18 protein-coding genes are annotated in these 21,861 nt (G+C 54.9%); 9 read left to right on the top strand and 9 right to left on the bottom strand.

What is annotated here, in order from left to right; genetic code table 11:
- Positions 1–57 precede the first annotated feature (57 nt).
- Positions 58–528 carry a hypothetical protein gene (locus BLT08_RS04370; protein ID WP_090303542.1) on the bottom strand — a complete coding sequence of 157 codons (471 nt, stop codon included), beginning with the start codon at positions 526–528 and terminating at the stop codon, positions 58–60.
- Positions 529–683: 155 nt separating this feature from the next.
- On the opposite strand from BLT08_RS04370, the gene BLT08_RS04365 reads away from it, so the two are divergent.
- Together BLT08_RS04365 and BLT08_RS04360 are read left to right on the top strand one after the other, a co-directional pair.
- Entirely contained in the window at positions 684–4,772 is a 4,089-nt protein-coding gene (locus BLT08_RS04365; RefSeq protein ID WP_090303541.1) for a DEAD/DEAH box helicase, read from the top strand.
- Positions 4,744–5,196, top strand: coding sequence for a phospholipase D-like domain-containing protein (locus BLT08_RS04360; protein WP_090303540.1), 453 nt, complete (start codon positions 4,744–4,746; stop codon positions 5,194–5,196). Before BLT08_RS04365 ends, BLT08_RS04360 begins: the two co-directional genes overlap by 29 nt.
- A 101-nt stretch (positions 5,197–5,297) precedes the next feature.
- Here the strand turns inward: BLT08_RS04360 and BLT08_RS04355 are convergent, their stop codons facing one another.
- The 3 genes from BLT08_RS04355 to BLT08_RS22455 are packed head-to-tail and all read right to left on the bottom strand — an operon-like array spanning position 5,298 to position 8,562.
- Positions 5,298–6,863, bottom strand: coding sequence for an ATP-binding protein (locus BLT08_RS04355; RefSeq protein ID WP_090303539.1), 1,566 nt, complete (start codon positions 6,861–6,863; stop codon positions 5,298–5,300).
- Positions 6,863–8,101: a tRNA-guanine transglycosylase gene (locus BLT08_RS04350; RefSeq protein ID WP_217636365.1), complete on the bottom strand. Its 1,239-nt coding sequence runs from the start codon at positions 8,099–8,101 to the stop codon at positions 6,863–6,865. Before BLT08_RS04350 ends, BLT08_RS04355 begins: the two co-directional genes overlap by 1 nt.
- Entirely contained in the window at positions 8,101–8,562 is a 462-nt protein-coding gene (locus tag BLT08_RS22455) for a DUF6884 domain-containing protein (protein WP_139171265.1), read from the bottom strand. Before BLT08_RS22455 ends, BLT08_RS04350 begins: the two co-directional genes overlap by 1 nt.
- A gap of 390 nt (positions 8,563–8,952) precedes the next feature.
- Here BLT08_RS22455 and BLT08_RS04345 point away from each other — a divergent pair, with 390 nt between their 5' ends.
- The 3 genes from BLT08_RS04345 to BLT08_RS22450 all read left to right on the top strand — a co-directional run bounded on the left by BLT08_RS04345 (position 8,953) and on the right by BLT08_RS22450 (position 11,330).
- Entirely contained in the window at positions 8,953–9,426 is a 474-nt protein-coding gene (locus tag BLT08_RS04345; RefSeq protein ID WP_090303537.1) for a hypothetical protein, read from the top strand.
- A 158-nt stretch (positions 9,427–9,584) separates the two neighbouring features.
- Complete coding sequence (locus BLT08_RS04340; RefSeq protein ID WP_090303536.1) at positions 9,585–10,379, top strand: DUF429 domain-containing protein; 795 nt, start codon at positions 9,585–9,587, stop codon at positions 10,377–10,379.
- Positions 10,380–10,877: 498 nt separating this feature from the next.
- Positions 10,878–11,330 carry a hypothetical protein gene (locus tag BLT08_RS22450; protein WP_139171264.1) on the top strand — a complete coding sequence of 151 codons (453 nt, stop codon included), beginning with the start codon at positions 10,878–10,880 and terminating at the stop codon, positions 11,328–11,330.
- A gap of 290 nt (positions 11,331–11,620) precedes the next feature.
- On the opposite strand, the gene BLT08_RS04330 is transcribed toward BLT08_RS22450, so the two are convergent.
- The 4 genes from BLT08_RS04330 to BLT08_RS04315 form a co-directional block, all read right to left on the bottom strand.
- Positions 11,621–12,568, bottom strand: coding sequence for an isocitrate lyase/PEP mutase family protein (locus BLT08_RS04330; RefSeq protein WP_090303534.1), 948 nt, complete (start codon positions 12,566–12,568; stop codon positions 11,621–11,623).
- Positions 12,569–12,631: 63 nt separating this feature from the next.
- On the bottom strand, positions 12,632–13,267 hold the full coding sequence (locus tag BLT08_RS04325; protein ID WP_090303533.1) for an isochorismatase family protein: 636 nt from the start codon (positions 13,265–13,267) through the stop codon (positions 12,632–12,634).
- Between the two features lie 32 nt (positions 13,268–13,299).
- A complete protein-coding gene (locus BLT08_RS04320) occupies positions 13,300–15,156 on the bottom strand; it encodes a hydantoinase B/oxoprolinase family protein (protein ID WP_090303532.1) in 1,857 nt (618 codons plus the stop codon).
- A complete protein-coding gene (locus tag BLT08_RS04315; protein WP_090303531.1) occupies positions 15,153–17,216 on the bottom strand; it encodes a hydantoinase/oxoprolinase family protein in 2,064 nt (687 codons plus the stop codon). The genes BLT08_RS04320 and BLT08_RS04315 overlap by 4 nt, the downstream gene beginning before the upstream one ends.
- A 151-nt stretch (positions 17,217–17,367) precedes the next feature.
- Here BLT08_RS04315 and BLT08_RS04310 point away from each other — a divergent pair, with 151 nt between their 5' ends.
- A complete protein-coding gene (locus BLT08_RS04310) occupies positions 17,368–18,030 on the top strand; it encodes a helix-turn-helix domain-containing protein (protein ID WP_090303930.1) in 663 nt (220 codons plus the stop codon).
- Between the two features lie 1,070 nt (positions 18,031–19,100).
- Here the strand turns inward: BLT08_RS04310 and BLT08_RS04300 are convergent.
- Positions 19,101–19,427 carry a TRAM domain-containing protein gene (locus tag BLT08_RS04300; protein WP_090303530.1) on the bottom strand — a complete coding sequence of 109 codons (327 nt, stop codon included), beginning with the start codon at positions 19,425–19,427 and terminating at the stop codon, positions 19,101–19,103.
- Between the two features lie 184 nt (positions 19,428–19,611).
- Here BLT08_RS04300 and BLT08_RS04295 point away from each other — a divergent pair, with 184 nt between their 5' ends.
- From BLT08_RS04295 to BLT08_RS04285, 3 genes are all read left to right on the top strand, one after another.
- The gene (locus tag BLT08_RS04295; protein WP_090303529.1) at positions 19,612–20,730 is read left to right on the top strand and encodes an ABC transporter ATP-binding protein; all 1,119 of its coding nucleotides are present in this window, start codon (positions 19,612–19,614) and stop codon (positions 20,728–20,730) included.
- Positions 20,727–21,539, top strand: coding sequence for an ABC transporter permease (locus BLT08_RS04290; protein ID WP_090303528.1), 813 nt, complete (start codon positions 20,727–20,729; stop codon positions 21,537–21,539). Before BLT08_RS04295 ends, BLT08_RS04290 begins: the two co-directional genes overlap by 4 nt.
- A gap of 68 nt (positions 21,540–21,607) precedes the next feature.
- Complete coding sequence (locus BLT08_RS04285) at positions 21,608–21,853, top strand: DUF7861 family protein (RefSeq protein WP_090303527.1); 246 nt, start codon at positions 21,608–21,610, stop codon at positions 21,851–21,853.
- The last annotated feature ends 8 nt before the right edge of the window (positions 21,854–21,861 follow it).

Raw genomic sequence — 21,861 nt, 5'->3', positions numbered from 1 at the left:
AATATATCATATTTGAGATTGTAAATAGCTGGCGGCCGCTAGGTAGTCACTAGCTGTTTACGTTCGGATTTTTTCAGAAATGGCAGACACAGTTTCTTTTGCGCTCGCTTTCCAGTCTTCCTCCCAATCGCCACCTCGCTTTGGCGGTTCAGGGTCAAAGTCAACGGAGTAATAGGAAAGTGCATCAATTGCGTCCTCTGCAATGTGACCGATGAACTCTGCATTCTTTCTCTTTGATGAGACTCCACCAGTCTCCAAATCGTAATATCCTGTGAAGATTTGGATGACAGTGACGTGATTCTGATCAACCTGTCCAGTGCTTAAATGTCGGAAAAGCTTGGCAGAGTTATCCGCTGGGTCGGCACGGCGCCATTCTAATTCGATAACAAGGAGTATCCCATCTCCAACACCAGCAATGTCAACTGGGGTACCTGCAATTCTATGTTCTGTTTTCCAATCTAATGAGGGATATAATTCAGAAAACTGATTACACAGATATGATTGGTACCGGGTTGCAAGTTCTCCCATATTTACTGATCTCTGTGGGTAGTTCTGAAACTTGCGGATTGATAAGACCGGATAATAAAATGCAAACTACACCTATATTGTAAGCATCGTTAGCTAGCGAGGGAAACGTTCATGGATGCACGTTGAACACATCGAGATAACAATCCCATTTCCACATGCAACACATTGACCGGAATACTGATCCCAACCGTTTAAATCCCGAAGTCCGGCCGCTCATCCAGTCTTTTCTCCATAATCGCCAGCTCTTCGATGCTGATCAAGATGAGGCTACATTCCTCACGGGCGCACTCAAATACGCTTCTCAGCAACAGAAGCGTCGCCAGACATCTCCCTATGACGGCAACGATCAGTTCGTCAAAGACATCATCGAGGTTTTCGGTTTCGATCCACTAGACTTCCAAAAGAACAGTTGGCAAACGGTCGACGAACTCGAGCGCGCCCAACGAGACGACGGTCGGACCAAAGCCGCAATCTTCTCCGCACCCACTGGCTTCGGAAAGACCGAGGCGTTCCTCGGCCCACTCTATCAACTCCTTCGTGAAGGACGCCAGGACTCCGTTGCAATCGTCTACCCGAGCCGGGCACTACTTCAGGACCAGCTCGGCCGTATCCTCGAGCACATCCATACTATTCGTGAAGAGACTGGGGACGAACTATCGGCAGGTGTTTACGTCGGCCAACAGCCATACGAGCTCGGTGATGTTTCCGGAAACGGACGGTTCTTCGATCAATCGCAGGTCCCACCGCGGTTCAGACTGACGAACTGCTGGTGTGGGGATGGATCGAACGCACTAGAATTCCACGGCTCCTCCAGATCCTACGAACTGCGGTGTGAGCAACACCCTGAAGAGCATACGTTCACTGACCGAGACCTAACTCTCGCCCGAAAAGAACTCGTCTCGAACAACCAGCCGAACATCATCCTCACGACCCTCGAGTCCCTGGAAGGATTCGCTCTCAAGCCGAATTATCCGCTGGTCGACCTGATCGACACGATCGTTCTCGACGAGGTTCATCTCTACACCCAGCTACGGGGATCGCACGCAGCCAATGTAATCAAGAACGTAAACGACGCTTCCAACGATCCAATCCTGTGGCTGGGATCGAGTGCAACGATCGATAACGCGAACCGGTTCGGGAAGCGTCTGTTCGACGTTTCGTCCGACGACATCGTAACGGAAGAGCCGCCAGCATCCGACTTCGATGAGGATCACGACGACCGCGAGCACTACTACTTCCTGCTCGCTGACTCTGATGGCCCCGGTGCGGCTCCGATGTCCATCCAGCAGCACATGATGCTGGGCCACAGTCTTCTCGAGGACGAGAACGGCGATCGAAGCAAGCTCCTAGGGTTCATCGACAGTATCTCGCAGGTGAACCAGAAACGGATCCAGCTCGAGGACGCCGACGGAGATCGCGAACTCTGGCGGTATCACACCGATCGAGAAGCGACCGACGACTGGCCATGGCTCGCTGACCAGATGAACCACGCGTACATCGACGAACCGTTGTCGTTCATGCCAGTCTATTCGGACGCAGGTTTCGACTCCGAGTCGGCATCGGAGAGCGATGTCCTTCTATCGACGTCGTTCTTGGAGGTCGGGATCGACGTCGGGGAGATCAAAATCGTCACCCAGTACCGGACTCCGTGGAACCTCTCGTCGTTCCTCCAGCGAGCAGGCAGAGCAGCGAGGGAACCGGGAATGGACGCACACATCGCCGTCTTCCTCTCAAATCTCACCGGGGATGCCAACATGTTCTATCGAGCCGATCGGTTCCTTGGATCCGAGATTCGAACTCCCCTGAAAACGGATAATAGCGTCGTCGAGTGGATCCACGAGTGCCTTCGCAAGTACTACAATCGGGCCTCAGAGGTCAGGGAAAACCGTCACCAGTACATCACACAGCGTGAGTCCCATCTCGCGTTTCTCGATGGGTATCTCGTCGACGATCTCGGCTTCGATCGCGTCTACCACATGATCGATGAGCCGAGCGCCTTCTTCGAAGAAGCGTTCGATATTGAGGTCACGAGTGAATCACTGTTATCGGAAGAAATCGTCCAAGAGGTTCGCAAGGACCTCGCGAGACATGTTCGAGAGATTGAAGATGAGTTCGAGGATATCGAAGGCTACTTTGACGTCAATGGTGGCGAGATTGTCCGGGGATCCGACGCTATCAATTCACATCTCGACGATGTTCAAGAGGAGATACTGACGCTAGTAAAGGCCTTCCTGGGTCAAACCGGAGGGTATGAATCAGTACTTCGTGAAGCAGGGGATTCTAATTACGAAGAGAACGCTCGCGAACTACGGAACACACTCGAAAACATCCGTAAGCAAGCCTCGTCGGCCGAAGGACCGCCTTCAGATCGGGTAGAACACTTTTCCGTTCTTCTTGCGGATATCTTCCGTTGTACCGGTGACCTCATCCATCTCCGGACCGCTGCTAACGCTGCGACTGATCGATCGGTGCCGACGGTGAATATGGATGAACTGCAGGCGGTTCAGCAGGCAGTCGATCAACTCGACGCGCTCACCACCGATGACAGGCTAGCTGAATTCTACCGCACTCAGCGGCGTGTCTATTACCTACAATCCGCGCTGAGTGAACTCGAGGAGTACGTCGACTACTACACACCGTATCTCAGTGTATTCGCAGTAAAACATCTGTTGAGGGCAGCGTACTACGTCGACCGTTATCTACGAGTCGATGGGGATCGACTCGCCAGGGACGTCTGGTACGTTCCACCCAATTACTATGGCGACACTGGACGCTACGTTACCGTCTTCCGTGGAGAGAACGACCGTGAAGGGACTGAAGAGTCAATTGACCAGCTGGTAAGCACGCATGCTCCGTACAGAAGCGAGTACCAGTCTGACTCAGGTGTAATGCAAGCGTTCTTGCCACGAACGAGGGTGACCGAAGATGGGGTAGAATTTGAATTCAAGAAAGATATTTCGGGAGAAGAGCGGGACGGAATGCTTGTTCCGGAGACGATACGGACGAGCGAAATCACTGATCTCACGGGCGATCGAGCACTCAACATCGTCCGGTACTGTCCCGAGTGCCTCCAGATCCTCACTGACCTCGATTCGTGTCTCCGCCACGACGATCGCGCATACGGAAAGATCCACTCGACCGCAAACGTCAACACTCGAGTCACGGAACGGATTACAGAGGAGTCCACGGGCACGTTGACGCTCGCAGATTTCACGGCCGCGATCGAACTCGCTGGAGTAACACTGGATATCAAACCTGCAAAGCCGATGGGTCCGGACATCGGCTATCATTTCGATAGTTCGAGAGACCGCTTCCAACGTGAAATCTCGAGCCCGGACACACCACTTGGCTTCCAACTCGAAACGAGAGGCCTCGTCTTCGACATCCAACCGTTCCTCGCGAGTATCGAGGACAATCTTCGCGCTGAGGTGGCACAGTACAAGGATCTCGCCGAAGTTGATTACCACCACCTGCTCTATCACACGGCCGCTCACTTCTTCTTACAGCTGACTGCAGACGTGAGCAGCGTCAATACCACAATGCTGCTCTACGGCTTCGACGAAGAGAAAGGCGAGGTCTACGTCTTTGAACGATCGGAAGGCGGCCAAGGGATTGTTGATTTAGTGTATGAAGAACTACGGACCGATCCCGGTTCCGTCCTCGAGGCAATTGCCCGGCTCACGTACAACGAACAGGTGATCGCCGAGCGGCTATGGGCAGATGAAGACTTCGTCGACGAAGTTCTCGCTGAAAGTACTGCGGACGATCGGATACGGGGCCTAATCGAATCTCACCTCGAAGTACTCTACGACGACGTCATCGACCGCGTCGAGGAGGAAATCATTTCGACCGTCGATCGCTGTCGTCAGTTCAAGACTGATGAAGGTGTAACGCTGGACGAAGCAATCCGAACTAAACACGTCGTCGCTCGTGAGCAGGTTGACGGTGCAGACGAATTCCCAGAGGGTGAAGTATCGGCACTTAAGATTGATATCGATGACCTCGATCGCGTCGAGACGATGTTCTATTCGCCGGACATCGATGGCTGCGTCGAGAACCTCCATCTCTCGGAATGTATTTCCGGGCACGATCAGAATGACTCGTTAAGCTATGTGGTGCTCGAGGCACTCCGTGATTTCATCCTTACTACAGTCCCCTCTGAAAACGCTACCAGCGCTATGTTCGACCGAGAGCTTCCGCCCGCAGGTGAGATAGATGGTACAAGCGTTTTCATTGACTTCTAACAGCCTCGCGTATTTCATCGGGTACACGCTCGTCCATGCCCGACGGGTCGCAATCGTTTCGCCGTGGATGAGCGATGTTGAACTCAAGTTCCCGGTGACGAACGCTCTCGAAGACCGTACGCTTCGTCTATCCAAGGCACTCCACCAGCTACCAGAAACGGAGGTGATGATCATCGTTAAGAAGGGTGAATCACACAACAACTATCTTCGTCGCAGACTGCCTGATCATATTACCCTCATCGAACTCGACGACCTCCATGCGAAAGCCGTGATCTGTAACGAATACGTGTACATGGGGTCTGCAAACATCACTCGAGGAGGCTTCTCTCTCAACCGCGAACTCTGTGAGATCATCGAGAACGAATACGAAAGTATCGAAGCGTATCTTGAAACAGAGCTCGACATCCACTGTTCTGATTTCTAAACAGAAAGCGGCGCGGTTTCTTGTTCCGTCATGATCGGGAGTAGAGTGCGTCTACTTCGCTGTACCCGCATAAGAGTTCTCGAACGAATTTATTTGTCGACTCAGTCGCTGATGACCGCTTGCCGCGTCACTTCATCGGACTCCTGATTCAGACAGAGGATTTCGATGAAAGACTGTCCGTCGTCTTCGTAAACGAGCCCGTTACTTTCGAGTTGAAATTCAATCTCGCCACCAAGATAACCCGTTCGTTCATATTCACGCAGCGTTGTGGGGTCGCCATACTCCCAGCAGATGATGAGATTAACTTCTTCGAATGTGAGATCATCCTCAAAGTGATCCGTTAGAGAATGATGTACAGCTGCGTTTCTGAGTTTACCACCTTGTCTCACTATTGCATGAACATCGGCGCTGGGTTCGAAATCCTCGACAATAATCGTCGAAGCATCCGATTTACCGTTGAAGCGCTCGAGTGCGAGCAGGACCTCCGTTCGATTGGTTGGGTCGAGCGATTGCCCTGATTCGACGCGTTCTCGACGTTCCTTCAATGAACTCCGGCGGTTTCGGGCACGACGCTTGATTTCGGCATCTCGACGAACCTCGAGGTACTCTTTGAACCACGGATCCTGGGTAACCTTCGAAAGATAGTATTCGGCCTCCTCTGTGAGCCGCTGGTACACAGAACTGGATTTGTTCCGAATCGACTCCCGGTTTGCTGAGAGTTCGATATCCTGACAGTTGACAACGAAGAAGAAATGAAGGAACTCGTTGTCGTGTGAAATCGCTTCATTCAGGCGCTCGACCTTGATGTGATCTTTCGCCAGCCAGACACCAAACTGTGCGGAGTGCTTACCGTAAGTCGGCAGTTCGTTTCGGGCGGCCTTCCCACCAACCATGCCGACTATCTGTAATGTCGCTGTGCCACCATCGTGTTCCACCTCAACTTCGGTCGGCTCGTAGTGCTTACACATCCTCTCGGCTGGGAATTCCGAAGACGTGTCGGGGTCAAGTTGTTCCTCGGGGAATTCGAACCGAGTCGTCGTTTCTAGTTTGGATCTGGAATCGTCGATTTCGTCACCCAACTTTACTGTGATGTTCATCTCCCGGTCCTCGTCATCGAACAGATACGCCGTTGATCCGGCGATCGTTTTCCACTTCAGATAATGTTCAATTTTGTTATAGGTGAGCGATTCCGGATCGAACCCTTGTCCGGATCGAAAGTTTCGGATTCGAATCCTCGTCCCGGAGTTCCCTTTCCTAACTGGTGTTTCGGTCACCTCATACTGTGGAAGCTCTCTTTGGTTGAGCTTCTTCCAAGGTTCGTCCATCTCTGCGCGGAGATTCGCCTCATCAGAAGCAGTATTAACAACGATGCGATCGCTCTTGTAGAATATCTTCGTACCGTGGCCCTTGTACCCGATCGAATCCGTCTTTCGTGAGTTCCCTAAATCAAAAAACGACTCGAGATCACGCAAGGTCATTCCGTCGCCATCGTCGTCGATGATGATATCAGAGCCCATTTCACGGCTTCTGATTTCAATTTCGATGGTTGATGCATTCGCGTCGTAAGCGTTCGATAGTGATTCCCGGATCACCTCGAGTGGGTCTTCGAAGTCGCTGGCAATCTCGAGAAATTCATTAACCTCGTTAACTTTCGGATTCTTTTTCATTAGAAGTACCCTCCAAGTGAGTGGTTGACAACACGGTGCGCGTGGTCTCGCGTTGGTTTATCCTGCGCCACGGTTGATTCGATGTATTCAATTAGCGGTTCAGTTTCACCACGTCTGACTCGGTCACGTATTTCAAAGATTGCTCGCTTTTGAACTATTAAGTTGTGCATCGCAACCGCCCCTAGCATGTCTTTCTGATAGGGTGCATTTCCTCTCATCCACTCTTTCAGATGCTCTGATGAGCAGACAGGACAGTCACACTGTTCGGGATTTGCCTCGGAAACGTCTACCGTCTCCATCAATGACGTACAATATCCACCGTTTATGGCGGTTTGGAGGTATGTTGATGAGTCGAAGGTATCCACTCCAAGTGCGACGAGAAGCGGGATCGCCCGGCTCGAGATTCCAAGAACGTGGAGCGGTAGTTCCTTGAACCCCCAATCTTTGAGAACAGCACGACAGTCGATAACGGCGTCAATGAGTGCGTTCCGGTCATCTTTTTTCGGAACGAGACTCCCTAAGGCAATTCCATCAAAAGCTGACCGAAGCGTTTCAGCGCTCGTATAGCGGGTGATCTCAGTGAGAAACTCATCCATCATGGAATAGTTGTAACCATGAAGTGTTAGATATCGGGCACCGTGGAAGTCAGACGATAATTCGAGGAACTTTGCGATGTTCGCCCCGGTTTGCTGAGCTTTCTCGATACGTTGTTTGTGCGTATCATCGGGTGCAATCGGTCGGTCAAGGTTGACAATTATATCTGCACCCATCTTCTGCTGAATCTCGTAGACCTTCTTTTGATCAATCTCGATTTGGAAATTGCTCCCGTCGAGTTCCTTGCTACTGAGGAATTTGAATCCTCCAGAATCGATAAATAAGGCTCCAGAAAAAGGTGAGAAGAGGTCGCGTTCTTTGACAGGCTGGGAAACATAGTCGTCATACCGTTCTCGAGTAATATTGTAGTCAGTCAGCGACGAAACGGACGTCATCACCCCATCAAAGAACCTCGAGTAATCACCACCGTCAACTCGGCTGTGACCTATCAGGAACTCTTTGATAGTTCGGTGAATTCCACCACCGTAGTTGCTGTTTATTGTGCCACCACCGTAAAAATTCAATACAGGAAATAGATTTGGCGTCTGAATAACCGTCTCTCCAACCGAGAGTAACCCTGCTCGAGCATCGCCAGCTGTCGACGTCACTTCGAAATCGACAGGTGATATAATTGACTTAGACATTAGTTTGCTCTCTTGATACCCGATTCATTTCCTCTCAGGAATTGTTTCAATGATTGCCCTTTTAGGCCAAGTCCATCACCACATACGTGGTACGTATTGACAGATAGATCATTGTCGAACCCGTCAATCGCTTTACGATATTCTTTACCAGCATTGATTACGACCCGTTCATATCCCATGTTAGATATATATTGGTGTAGCTGCTGCCTCATTGTCGGCCCAAGTTCTGTCGCACGCTGAGTATCCATTTTGCGGTCATATGCCGATATTTTTTCATTAGCTTTGACGAATCCATATTTTGCAGACAAAATTCCTATATCTATATCAGAGTTCACTGTCCCCTCTCTTCTCGACTTTTTTATAATTTTGAAGAAGTAGCCTGAGTACAAATCGAGTGCAGAAATGGGTTCAGGCGTCTGTTTTTTGGATTTCGAGCAGGATTGAACAAGTAGTGTCGACATGCTCTTACACCTGATCGTTGGTGTACTTGTATATAATTGACGGTGGTTCAGCGATTTCTGAACTGCTATTTTCTTTTATAGTAATCTATACCACCTGTTTTGACGTCGGATTTGAGCTTCGGTACAGTCAGTATCTCTGTGATTGCGTTTCCTCAAATCTCATTACCCTAATAACTATAGCGTGAATAAAACCAGCAAATACGGTACAGTTTGAGGCAGGAGTGAATACCGGTTAGTTGCATAAAATATTGACTCTGTTGAAACACTCTTATTTATATAATTCCTTGTATGAATGTACCACACACTACACGTGCGAATTGACCGACGAGCAAAATCCAATTCGGTTGCTACTACTCTGGCCGCTTCCAACGCTTCCAGTGCTTCTTCGTAGTGCTGTTAGGCGACGTTAGAATCGGCCTCGAGGTAGACGGCGTCACCAGTGTCGATAGCGTTCTCAGCCCGGTTGATAAGCTCGTCAATCGCTTGTTTTTGATCGGTGGTCTCAATCTCATCGACCGTTTCGAAGACGCCTTGACAGCGTGTTTCAATGGCGGAGGACTCGGAGCGCTCCTGATTCTTGCTGCGATATGGGTGCTGACCGCTCGACCCTCAGTGGTTGTTTCTGGTGTCCTCGTGTGGGCTGGGATGGCCGTATTGCTCATGGGAGAGGTTACAGCTGAATTGGGCGCTATGACCGCGTTGATCGCGCCACCGCTTGAGTTGATGGTCATCCAGCAGGGGATTTTCGAGGCATCGAACGACTGGGTCTCGTTTGGGTCTCTGCCGATTCAATTCGGAACAATCTCGTTCTACACACCTCGACCGGGAACACCGTACCTGATGATCCAGACTTCAACGCCTTGAATATGTAACGTGACGGGAAATATTTGCAGAGAGACTAATGCTTGGAACTATGTCCCGCCGCCTTCGCAGTGGGTTCTAATCCGGATCCGTAATGAGACGGATGAGCTTGGTTGCGCTACCATAGATACAAGTCAGTTAGCCATAAAGTCGAGTCACAGATGTGTACACAGTACGTTGGGGTTGACTGGTCGTCCGGCGAGTGGGTTTCTATAGCATATACAGACGGGTCGGACCCCCCATCGGTAGAGGTATTCGAGGAGATCACGGGTGTTTGGGATCACTACGGTACATCTGCATGCCGGATCGTTGTCGATGTCCCAATCGGACTCTGTGAGTCGCTCGAATCAGATGCGTGTTCGTGCGTCGAAGAAGACGGAGAACTTTCTCGGCACTGTGACGCCCTCGCTAGGAAGGTCATCGGGTCGCAATACAGGTCGGTGTTTACTGCGCCGGCACGAGAGGCTTCGAAGTTAGCTGCAGCTGGTGCTGATCATAGCGAAATAGGCGATACGAACGAAGAACTGACTGGAAAACGGCTAACGCAACAGGCAGCCGGTATCTCAGAAGGAATTGTGGAGGTGGAAAACCTACTCTTAGGCGATGGCGACCGAGAGGTTCTGATTGAAGGGCATCCAGAAGTGTGTTTTCGTGCACTGAAAGGCACGCCGCTTGAACACAGCAAACATACCGCATCCGGAGTTGCAGAACGATTGGCTGTACTCAGGGACGTACCTGAATATACGCAGGGAGACTGGCGGACAGTGGCTCAAGAACTTGGACGAGAGGGCCACAGAGTCGGTCTCGATGACGTGCTGGATGCATGTGCGCTTGCACTCACAGCCTGTGCGCCAAATAGGGAGTTTCACCGACTCCCATCAGATCCACAGACCGATGCGAAGGGGCTACCGATGCAAATGGTCTATCGGAGTGAGAATCAACTCATTTCTGAATAGACTAATCAGCACACAGGGTTACTCTCCAACACAATCCAATAGAAGCTGTGACCAACTTCATATGAGACAGTTCCGTGGATTGGAATCCGTTCCTATCTGGATGATTTAGAGGCGGGTATTCACATAGAGGTGACAGTCGCGATCTAATCTGGTGTTCTTGCCAGATAATTGGGAGTGGGTAGGGGACCTTCGAGACGTCGGAACCCACGTGGGGGTATGGGGAATCTTTATGTTCGAGCCCTAACCGAATCGAACTACCCTTGGTCGATGCCGCGGCTATGCGGAGGTCGACTCCGAAAAGTTGCGAGGGGCTGATCACCGTCCCTAAAACGGTGATCATGACCTCACCGTGCGGACATCAAGGGCAATGCCGAGTCGATATCATGACCGCACAAAATCACCTAATCACCGTTGATCGCATAAAGACGGCGAAAGCCGAGAGGAAACGACTTCTGAACACAACGAAGAACTGGACCCAGAAAGCGGGTCGGTGGAATCATGAGTACTGAACTCGAGCGAGCGGAGCAACAGATCTCAGGCGAACCGGTAGTCACTGATCACGGAGAGAAGACATGCGATCGGTGTGTTCATCTATCCATGCTACGAGGCGGATCAGCTGAATACGACCGAGAGACGCCAATCACAGAGGGCGACCAAATCCTCGCATTCCTCTGGCGTAGAGATACCGCTGGAACTGACGACGAAGCGTCGGTGCCGATGGCGGAGTACACTGTGATGTCACTCTATCACCAATATCACTACGAAAATGAGTGTGTCAGCGTCAATCTCGAAAACGACTATCATCAGATAGTCGTCAGTGCGACTGTCGATAGTGCCACCCTCGAGGGTGAGGAGTACGACACCGACCTGCTACTCACAGCACGTAGTGACGAACAGAAGTATCTCGTCTTCGACGACCTCGAGGAGGTTATGTATAGTAGCGCGAGCTAGCTCACTACCTAACCAATAGTATCGCTATTCTCGTCGTCGTTTTTGAAGAATCAACCACTAACTATGAACAACCACTTTGATAGTGAATGTATTGATGTCCAGGAAGTACTACCTGTAGAGGAGTACAATCGGGCCTTGTCGGATTCCTCTCACGACTGAAGTCGTGGGCTTCCTCCTTACATTTCTGTGAGAACGGCCATACTAATTGTGGCCCAAACGCAGATTCCATATTTCACTCTGGGTGAAAAAGGCATTGTCAACTGATAGAGAACCCTGTTGAGTGATAACTCTCACTCAGTCTCCGGGTCATCACCTAACGAGCCGTCGTATTTGTTCTGCTCGTCATCAGGAAGATACCGTCGCTCCCATTCAATGACTTCAGGGAATCCGGCGAACTCGTGGAGGCTTCCGACCGGTTGTTCGTTGAACTCGTCATCGATATCCCGCATCGCCGCCACTGGATCCTCGGCGAAAGCGCTTAGGTCGGCGTGGACGTTTGCGATGGTCGATAGTGTTGCGGCAATAGGGAATATAACGAGGTCGAACCCCCACTCCTCAAGCGACGAGAGATCGACGTACGGCGAGGAGCCAAGATCGCCGACGAAGTTGTAGATGATTGGTCCGTCGACTTCACGGCCGATGCGCTCGAGTTCTGACTCGTCGGTTGGCCCCTCGACGAACGCAATATCAGCGCCAACTTCAAGGAAATCGTTCACACGACTGATCGCCTCGTCGAGCGAGCCATCACCGGTGCCACGGGCATCAGTCCGGGCGATGAGAACGAAGTCCTCAGCACGGTCGTCTCGGACGTCGGCGGCGGCTTCGATCTTTCCGACTGCTTCCTCTCGTGGGATGACCTGTCGTCCTTTTGTATGCCCACACCGCTTCGGGAACGTTTGGTCTTCGATGTGGATGGCGCCAACGCCAGCTTTGATGTACTCCCGAACGGTTCGGACGACGTTCGTCGCGTTGCCGTACCCGTTGTCTGAATCGGCGATGAGTGGGACATCGATCCGCTCCTGAATGTTCGCGGCGTTGTCGATCATCTCCGGCATCGTGATGAAACCGGCATCGGGATAGCCGGTTTTCGAGAGTGATGTCCCGTATCCGGTCATGTAGATGGCGTCGAAGCCTATGGCGTCGGCAACGCCGGCCGTGAGCGGGTCGTGGACACCGGGACAGGTCAGTAGTTCGTCACGCTCGAGGCGCTCTCGCAGTGTTGCACCGGCGTCAGTCATAGCGAATCACTCGGCGCAGCCGTGGAAGTCGGTGTCGATGGAGATCGGTCGTTGTCGGCGTGGTTATGCATTGGTTGAGAGGTGTTCGAGTACGCTATCAGTTGTCACGACGTCACCGTATTTCGCGTCGATATCGTAGAGATTCGCTAGGTGTGGTCCGTCAGCGCGGTCACCGACCGCGTCGGCCGGAACGATGGTGCGGTAGCCGTGCTGGAGACTATCGACGGCCGTTGCTCGGATACAGCCACTCGTCGTAACGCCAGCGAGAACGAGCGTATCTACACCCTGTGTCGTTAGCTCCGTTTGCAGATCCGTTCCGAAGAATGCACTCGCGTACTTTTTCAGGATGACTCGCTCGTCACCTACGGGTGCAATCCGATCGTCCACTTCGACCGCCTCGGTTCCGAGTTGCAACTCTCGCAATGCGGGTACCTTCTCGATGAATCGTCCGGCATCGCCGTAGGACTCTTCGAACGCTACGGTCGTGAAATACCGGGGCAGATCGTGCTCCCGGAAGCACTCGAGCAGGCGGTCGGTCTGTTCGAGCACGTCGGTAACATCCGATCCGAGACTGGTATCGGGATCGGTGAAGGCGTTTATCAGATCGATAACTAGTAGTGCGGGCCGGTCGCCGAGGCCGACGCTCTTCCCGAAGTCGTCCTCGTCGTAGCCGGCGTCAATGTCGGTTGGCCAATCCATGATGTGGTAGGTTGATCGTATTCGTCCGTTGCTCAGTTGTTTCGATTCTCGAACGCCCGGCGCTCGTCGGCGATACGTGCTTCGAGCGTTTCGTCGTCCGGTAACGGACCGTAATCGAACTTCTGGAGACCGTCACGGTTCGCCCGAATCTCATCGCGTTGGTCGTCAGTGGCTGCCTCGTCGACGGTGCCGTCCTCGGTGAGGACAACGCCGAAGTCCGATCGGGCAGCCGTTTCGGTGAGAAGTCCGCGTTCGACTTCTTCGGCGACGACGGCAGCCTCGCGCTCGAGCGGATCTCCGAGTCCACCGCCACCAGCGGTGCTGAAGACGAGTTTGTCACCTGCCGCTACGACCACGTTTTCGACTTTCGATGGGAGCTCTGCTTCGGTCCCATCGGCCCGAATCAGTTTCTTCTCGCTCGTTTGGGCGTGCTTGCCGCCATCGACGCCCCACGGATACGTGTGTGCACGGTCGTCTTGGAACGTGATCGCACCGTCTTCCTCGAAAGTGTATACCTTCGTAATCCCGTGACCGCCGCGGAACTCGCCGGCACCGCCAGTATCAGCGCGGGTGCTGTACTCGTCGATCGTTAGCGGGTAGTAGGCTTCCTGATACTCGGCGGGGACCGTCCGGAACAGCGGCCACCACGAGTGACCGTCGAGTCCGTCACCGCCCGGCCGGGCCGGAATACCGCCGTAGAGAATTTCGAGCATCTGGAATTCGTTTCCGTCCGAGTCCGTTCCTGCGTAAACGAGATTCGGCGACGTCCCGTAGCTGCCCGCCACGGAAAATCCGTCGATGAGTTTCGAGAAGGTCGCCTGCAGAACGTCGAACTGCCGGGCCATAAGCGGCAGGCGATTCCCCAGCGGTGCTGGGAACTCCGGCTGGATAACCGACCCTTCGGGCAGGGTCACTTCGAAGAGATCGTAGTAGCCGTCGTTGAACGTGAGCAACGGGTCAAACGCCATGATGAGGAAGACCCCGGTGAACATTTTGAACATCTTCTCGTTCAGTAGGAAGTTCACCGTGCCCGGCACCTGCTCGTCCGTACCGGTCCAGTCGAGATAGACCGTTTCTCCCTCCCGGTAGATCTCGAGGTGGAGTTTGATCGGGCCGTTGCCCATCCCGTCGTCGTCGACGTAATCTTCGAAGGTGTAGCGTTCGCCCTCAGGAATGAACTCGTGAATGAGGTCGACCATCCCGTCCCGGGTGCGGTCGAGGATAGCATCGCAGGCTTCCACGTACGTTTCCTTGCCGAAGCGATCACAGAGTTCGTGAACGCGAGTCTCCGCGGCCTTCGTCCCTGCAGCTAACGCTTTGATGTCGGCTTCTGCGTGCTCGGGGAGCCGCGTGTTGTGGGCGAACGAGCGGAGCAGTTCGCTGTCGATCTCACCTTGCTTGTAGAGTTTGACCGGCGGCAGTCGCATCCCCTCTTCGAAGATCGTACTCGCCTGTACGGGCATGCTGCCGGGGGTCTTCCCGCCGACGTCCATCAGGTTGCCCCACTGGCTCGAGAAGCCCACGAGGTCGTCCTCGTAGAAGATCGGGCGCAACAGGAGCATGTCCGGCGTGTGCGAGACGGCACCGGCACACATGTAGGGATCGTTGGTCGCGATCACGTCGCCGTCCTCGAGGTCCTCGCGCTCGAACGGCGAGTTCTCGAGGATGGTGTCAATCGCCGAACCGAACTGGCCCATGACCATTCGTCCCTCCGCATCTGCGATGAGCGGGAACTGGTCGGACTGTTCGCGGATGACTGGACTGATCGCCGTCGTTTCGACGACCCGATCCATCTCCTCGCGGGTATTCGAAAGCGTACTCTCGATAATATCGAGCGTCGTCTGATCGACATCGTGCTCGCCGACGAACGCTGGTGTTGAATTGCTCACTGACCCTCACCTCTGTTAATCTCGATGTTTCCGTAGCGGTCGATAGTCGCACTGTGATCCGGCTGCAGGACGACTGTCGAATCGTCGTCGGTGACGATCGCTGGCCCGTCGATCTCGTTGCCCGGACGCAACTCGGTGCGATCGTAGATCGGCGTCTCGTAGGTGTCACCGCTGAAGTACACGTCGTTGTCGTCGATCTCAGCGGCACTCGGATCGGCATCTGTCAGCTCCTGTTCCTCGATAGTAACACCCTGCAGCGTTCCTTTGCCGATGACGCGGAGATTCGCAATCTCGAGCGGTGCATCGAGCGAGAATCCGAACTGGCGGTCGTGACGGCTCTCGAAATCGCCTTTGATTTCTGCGAGCCCTGTCTCGCCACGGAGGTTCTCAATCGTCACCGGGATCGACATCTGGATGTCCTGGCGGAAGTAGCGACATTCGGCGAAGTACTCGAACTCGTGGTCGGTTTCGTCGACGCCTTCGGAGACAAGCCAGTCAGTCGCTTCGGCCTCGAGATCCCGCAGTTTTTCGTAGACATCCCCGCCGTCGACATCTTCCTCGGTCTCCAGATACGTCTCCGAGAACTCGTTTTGGATGTCGGAGGTCAAGAAACCAAACGCCGACATAACGCCCGGTCCCGGTGGGATGATCAGGGGGTAGGCGTCCATGATATCTGCAAGCGCGTTAGCGTGCATCGGCCCGGCACCGCCGAAGGCAACGAGTCCGAACTCTCGGGGATCGTAGCCCTGTTCGACGGACACGACGCGGAGTGCGCTGTGCATGTTCTCGTTGACGATGTCGAGGATCGCTTGAGCGGCCTCCTCGACCGAAGTCCCACGCTCGTCGGCGACTGTCGCCACAGCATCGTGGGCTGCCTCTCTATCGAGTTCCATCCGGCCGCCGAGTTGGACACTCGGCGGAATCCGACCGAGGACGACGTTCGCGTCCGTCACAGTCGGTTCGTCTCCGCCCAAGCCATAACACGCCGGCCCGGGGTCGGCACCGGAACTCTCCGGGCCAACCTGTAACGATCCGCTCAGTTGCACGCGGGCGATCGAGCCTCCGCCGGCTCCGACCGTGTTCACATCGACCGATCGAGATTTGAATTCTCGATAGCCGACCTTCGTCTGGCGGGTCGTCTCAGGGGTTCCGTCTTCGACGAGTGACACGTCAGTCGACGTCCCACCCATATCGAGCGTCAATACGTCGGGAACGCCCTTCTTCGACGCGATGGTCGCCGCACCGACGACGCCACCACTGGGTCCCGACAGCGCGAGTTCGACCGGCCGCTCCTTGGCGGCTTTCGAACTCATGAGCCCACCGTCGGACCGAACGACGTTCATCGTGGCCGTCGAATCACCGTCTGCGAGCGAGTCGTCGAGATCCTCGAGATACTCGATGACCGTTGGCCGTGCGTAGTCGTTGATGACGGTCGTCAGCGTCCGTTCGTACTCACCGTACTCCGGGACGATCTCGGAGGAAATCGATACCGGAAGCTCCGGTGCCTCTTCGGCGATAATTTCGCGGACGCGTTCTTCGTGTTCGGGATTGAGGTACGCGTTCAACAACGCAACGGTCAGCGACTCGACGCCAGCTGCCTCGAGTTCCTTGACGGCATCTCTGATTTCTTCTTCGTCGAGCGATTCGGTCTCGTTCCCATCTGGTGAACTGATCGTACCAGCTATACCTCGGGTATCCACGAGGTCAGCGAGCGGATCCGGTTTCTCCATGTCCATCCAGCCATAGAGTGGGCCGGGCGTCCACGCTCGTGCCAAGTGGAGGATGTCTTCGTGCCCAGCAGTCGTAATGAGTCCGACGCGCGCCCCCGTCTCCTCCAAGAGCATGTTCGTCACGACTGTCGTACCGTGAAACAGGAGGTCAAGTTCGGATACCGATGTGTTCGCTTTTGCCGTTGCCTCCTCGATCCCGTGAACCACGCCCTCCGATGGATTACTGGGCGTCGAGAGAACCTTGTCTATCGTGATTTCGTGGGTCGTTTCGTCGAAGACGATAACGTCCGTAAACGTACCACCCACGTCAACGCCGAGATTATGTGTCATATGTTATCGTACAGTGTGGTAGACACCGTGTTGGGGAGTAAGAATTTCCCCAACAGCTGTTGGCTGATTAAATACTGGTTAGCCACTCACGGTATTCTGACCTCATCGAGTGCTTTTTCACCTTGGGAGGTATTGGCACAGTAGCGAAGCGATGTTTACCGCCACACTCCATTTCACACAGCACCGAGAGTGCATTCTCAGAGAACTTACGGCGGATATCGATGCGCCGATTCCGATCGAAATCGAGGAGATCCAAAACGGGTTCGTCACCTTCGTTCTTCACGCCGGCCCTCATGCAGATTCCTTTCAATCGGACCTCGAGCATGCGGATCACGTTAATCACGTCAAGCGTCTCGATGACGAGAATCTACTCATAACCAAACCCTCGTGCGGTGCGTATACGGCCATCTATCAGAACCACGGCACACTGCGCCGGTCAAATACGGTTTCGGGCCGTCAACGCGAGTACAACGTTCTCGTATTCCAGCGTGAAGATCTCAAAAACATTATCGACGATTTAGAGGGGTTCGGAACGGTCACACTCGGCAAACTCGAGGAGTTCAGAGCGACCACCGACTCGCCATTAACTGAGCGACAGCGAGAAGTTGTCACCGAAGCGCTCGCGCGGGGGTACTACGACTGGCCCCGAAAGATTACGAACGAAGACCTCGCGATAGAGTTAGAGATCAGCCGGGCAACACTGCACGAGCATCTCCGAAAAGCGGAACGTACGTTGTTGTCGTCGGCGTTAGCAGATAGTCACAAACGAACTGGAAGAGGCCAATTTGAGCGTATCGAACTCGAACAAGAATGACCCGAAATTAACGGGATTACGGATCCTTCAGGGATGGACCTGTGCTAGTATCGAGGCCGACCGTCAGCTGGTGCTGTGTCTGGATTCCCGTCTGGAACCGTTGGACGATCTCGGTTTGGTGCTCCGGACACGCCAACGGAATGATGGCGCCGTCTTGGACTCGGACTAGTGGATGCGGCGAATTGTACGGGACAAGACGGCAGCTGGGACACGACAATCCGCCGGCCGGTAGATGATGCAGGAGATCGACCGTGTCTTCGGATGTCAATCCACAGACCGAAGAGAACTGTTCAAGGTGCTCGTCACAGCTGAGGACGGGAATCGTGAGCTGGTCCAAGAGAAGAAACGACAACTCCTGCTGCCCGCCAGATTGGACGGCAGACTGGCACGCATCACATCCAATAGCCGACAGGGGCTGTTGGACATCTGGTACTGCCATTGTATACCCGCGGGTCGCCAGATAGGTAAGTAGTGGGATGCCACCCACGCTTCTAAGCTACGGCTTGATCACTGGAGGGAGAAACACCTTGGTCTGAGGGCTTCGACACAGGCCACTGAGTCATGACAAACCTAGCCTTAGCGCTATTCGGGTCGCGCTGCCGTTGGAAGTCGATCCGGTTCGCATAACAACGGGGCTATGCGAGTCGGCTTTGCCCGAGGGGCAAACTCGCGGGTTTTTATATAGGAAGCGACCGTCAGTTGTGACTGAACGGGCCGAAATCACGGTCGTCGGCGATTTCGGGGGATTGAGAGTCGTCTGAACGGTCTTTCAATCAGAGCGGACTCTCACGGCAATGACTAGGGTTCAAATCCCTGACGGAGCACTTCTCGGCGAACAACCTCGTGAGCCGAAAATGCGACCCTGGATTTGAATTAGAGAAACGTGAGCGTAGCGAGTGTTTCGCGTAGTTCAAATCCCTGACGGAGCATTTTTGCGAACGTAGCTGACAAAAAGTGTATGATCGGAGACTTGAAGTAGAGAATCACGAGCAGTAATGAGCGTTTCGCATAATTCGAGTCCCTACCGAAGCACCCCTTCGCAACCGAGACAGATCGTAACGCCGCCCCAGCTACGAGCCCGTTTCGACGAGTTCTGCTTCGCCGTACGTCTCGTCGACGGAGGTTACTCGAACCGTCGCTTCGATCGCCGCGATATCCGCCTCGAGAAAGAGGACGAACCCGCTTTCCGTTTTGCAGACGAGCGTCCCGTCGGCTTTCTCGTCGACGATGTCGACGTGAACGGTATCACCTGGTTCGGGCTTTCCACCGAGCGGTTCCCCACACCGCCAGCAGTCGGTATCGTACTCCGGAGATCCTTCAGGAGCGTTGCTTGCCCCGCAACGAGGCGTATTACAGCTAATAAACGAATCGTGTTGCCCAGGTTGATAGCGTCCCACGGTGCCATCGACACGACTAGTTCGTAAAAACGTGGCGCTGGATCGGCGGATGTGCTGCAGGTCACTCCGTTCCCGCGGTGTCGCGGAGTTCTGTGGCTGTCGAGTGGAACCGTTGCAGTCTCGGATCGGTATCGAACTCCCGTTGGCCGCGCGCTTTTGTAGCTACCACGCTTAAATCGCCACAGTGACCGCGCGAGACAACGACGGATCGTCGAATGAGGAAGTCGCTGGCTCCCGGCCCAGTGGAGGAGTCGCTGTGGAATCCGCTGGATCTCCGTCGGCCGATGCCGCTCCACTCACCGGGGGCGACGTCGCTGCCGGGACCGAGACCGCGACAACGAACCGTCACGACGTCGCCGTTTCCGTGACCGGCCTCAGCAAGCGATTCGGTGACGGTCCGACGGCGGTGACCGCCGTAGACGACGTCTCCTTCGAGATCGAAACCGGCTCGATAGTGGGATTGCTCGGCCCGAACGGGGCCGGGAAGACGACGCTCATCAAGTCGATTCTCGGAATGGTGTTGCCGGACGCGGGGACCGTTCGAATACGGGGGATCGACGTCTACGATCGACCTCGAGAGGCGTACGCGTACGTCGACGCGATGCTCGAGGGGGCGCGAAACGACTACTGGCGGCTCACCGTTCGGGAGAACCTTCGATACTTCGCGACGATCAGCGGCGTCGATCCGGATTCGGTGCGCGACCGTCACGATCGGCTCCTGACGCAGTTGGGACTCGAAGCGAAGGCGGACGTTCCCGTCCGCGAGCTATCGCGCGGGATGAAGCAGAAAGTATCGTTAGCGAGCGTTCTGGCGGGAGGTGCGGAAGTCGTCTTTCTCGACGAACCGACGCTGGGGCTGGACATCGAGAGCTCTCGAACCCTCCAGCGGGAGTTGCGACGGCTCGTCGAGGAAGAGAATCTCACCGTTATCCTCAGCAGCCACGACATGGACGTCGTCGAGACGGTCTGTGACCGCGTCCTCATCATGTCCGACGGAGCGATCATCGCCGACGACACCGTGGCGGCGCTGCTGGACGGGACGGATCGCCACCGCGTGCAGATCGCGAGCCGCGACCTCGACGCGGCGATCGTGTCGCGTCTCGAGGACCGATTCGCCGGAATTCGCGTCGAGCCGTACGACCGTGGCAACGTGATCGAACTGACGACGGACAGCGACGGGTTCTACGAGTTGTTTGACACGCTCCGCGCCGCGGGCGTGACGCTCGAGCGAGTGCGGACGATCGAACCCGACCTCGAGGACGTGTTCGTCGATTTGACGGCGGTCGATCGGGGGGAACGATGAGCCAACGGCTGCGCGAGGAGGACGTAACGCCGCAACCAGCCGGCTACTATCACCTCGCACGGGCCGTGCTCTACCGCGAGTTTCTGATTTTCGTGCGCTATCCGGCGAACGCTATCGGGGGCATCGTCATCTCCCTGTTCTTTTTCGGGGTGCTCTTTTACGGCGGACAGATGATCGCCGGGCAGGCGCTCACCGACTCGATCGAAGGGATCATCGTCGGCTACTTCCTGTGGACGCTGTCGGTGGGTGCGTACTCCTCCATCTCGAACGATATCGGAAGCGAAGTGCAGTGGGGCACCCTCGAGCGCCACGTGATGACGCCGTTCGGGTTCGCACCCGTCGCGATGCTGAAAGGGGTCGCGAAGATCGTTCGGACGTTCATCACCTCGACGGTGATTCTGGTCGCGATGATCCTGATCACCGGGACGACGCTCGAACTGAACCTGTTTACGATCGTCGTCGTCGCGACGCTCAGCATCGTGTCGGTGCTCGGACTCGGTCTGGCGGCCGGCGGCGTCACGGTGCTCTACAAACAGGTCGGAAACTGGCTGAATCTCCTCCAGTTCGGATTCATCGTCCTGATTTCGGCACCCGCGTTCGAACTCGGGTGGATGCGATTTCTCCCCCTCGCTCACGGGAGCGCACTCCTCCAGCGGGCGATGGTCGACGGCGTTCGTCTCTGGGAGTTCTCGCCGACCGACCTCGGCCTCCTGGTCGCGGTCGCTGGCGGCTACGTGGTTGTGGGCTACGCGGTCTTTCAGTACGCGACCCGCAGAGCGAGGCGGCTCGGCGTGCTCGGCGATTACTGACGGACGATGGGGCAAACTCGCACCGTCGGCACCGTGGCTTCAACCGTTTGCTCGACCTCCATGCGTCTATGAACCACGATCGAATCCACGCTCGAGAACCGACCCACGACGTCGATCGGTGGTCGGTCGGGACGATCGAACGCATCGACGAGCGGGACGGACACTGCGTCTTCGAACTGCAGGCCGACAGTGGAGGGACGGTCGAACTCGTCGTCACGCCCGCCATCCAGGCGTTAGTGTTGCGCAGACTGGAGCTCAAGGCAGACGAGTCGCCGGTCGGAGCTCGAGTCTGGTATCGAAAACGCGGTGGCTGACGCGGTCG

The sequence above is a fragment of the Natronorubrum texcoconense genome (assembly GCF_900100335.1).
Lineage (GTDB): Archaea > Halobacteriota > Halobacteria > Halobacteriales > Natrialbaceae > Natronorubrum > Natronorubrum texcoconense.
This window is presented reverse-complemented; position numbering and strand designations above follow the sequence as displayed.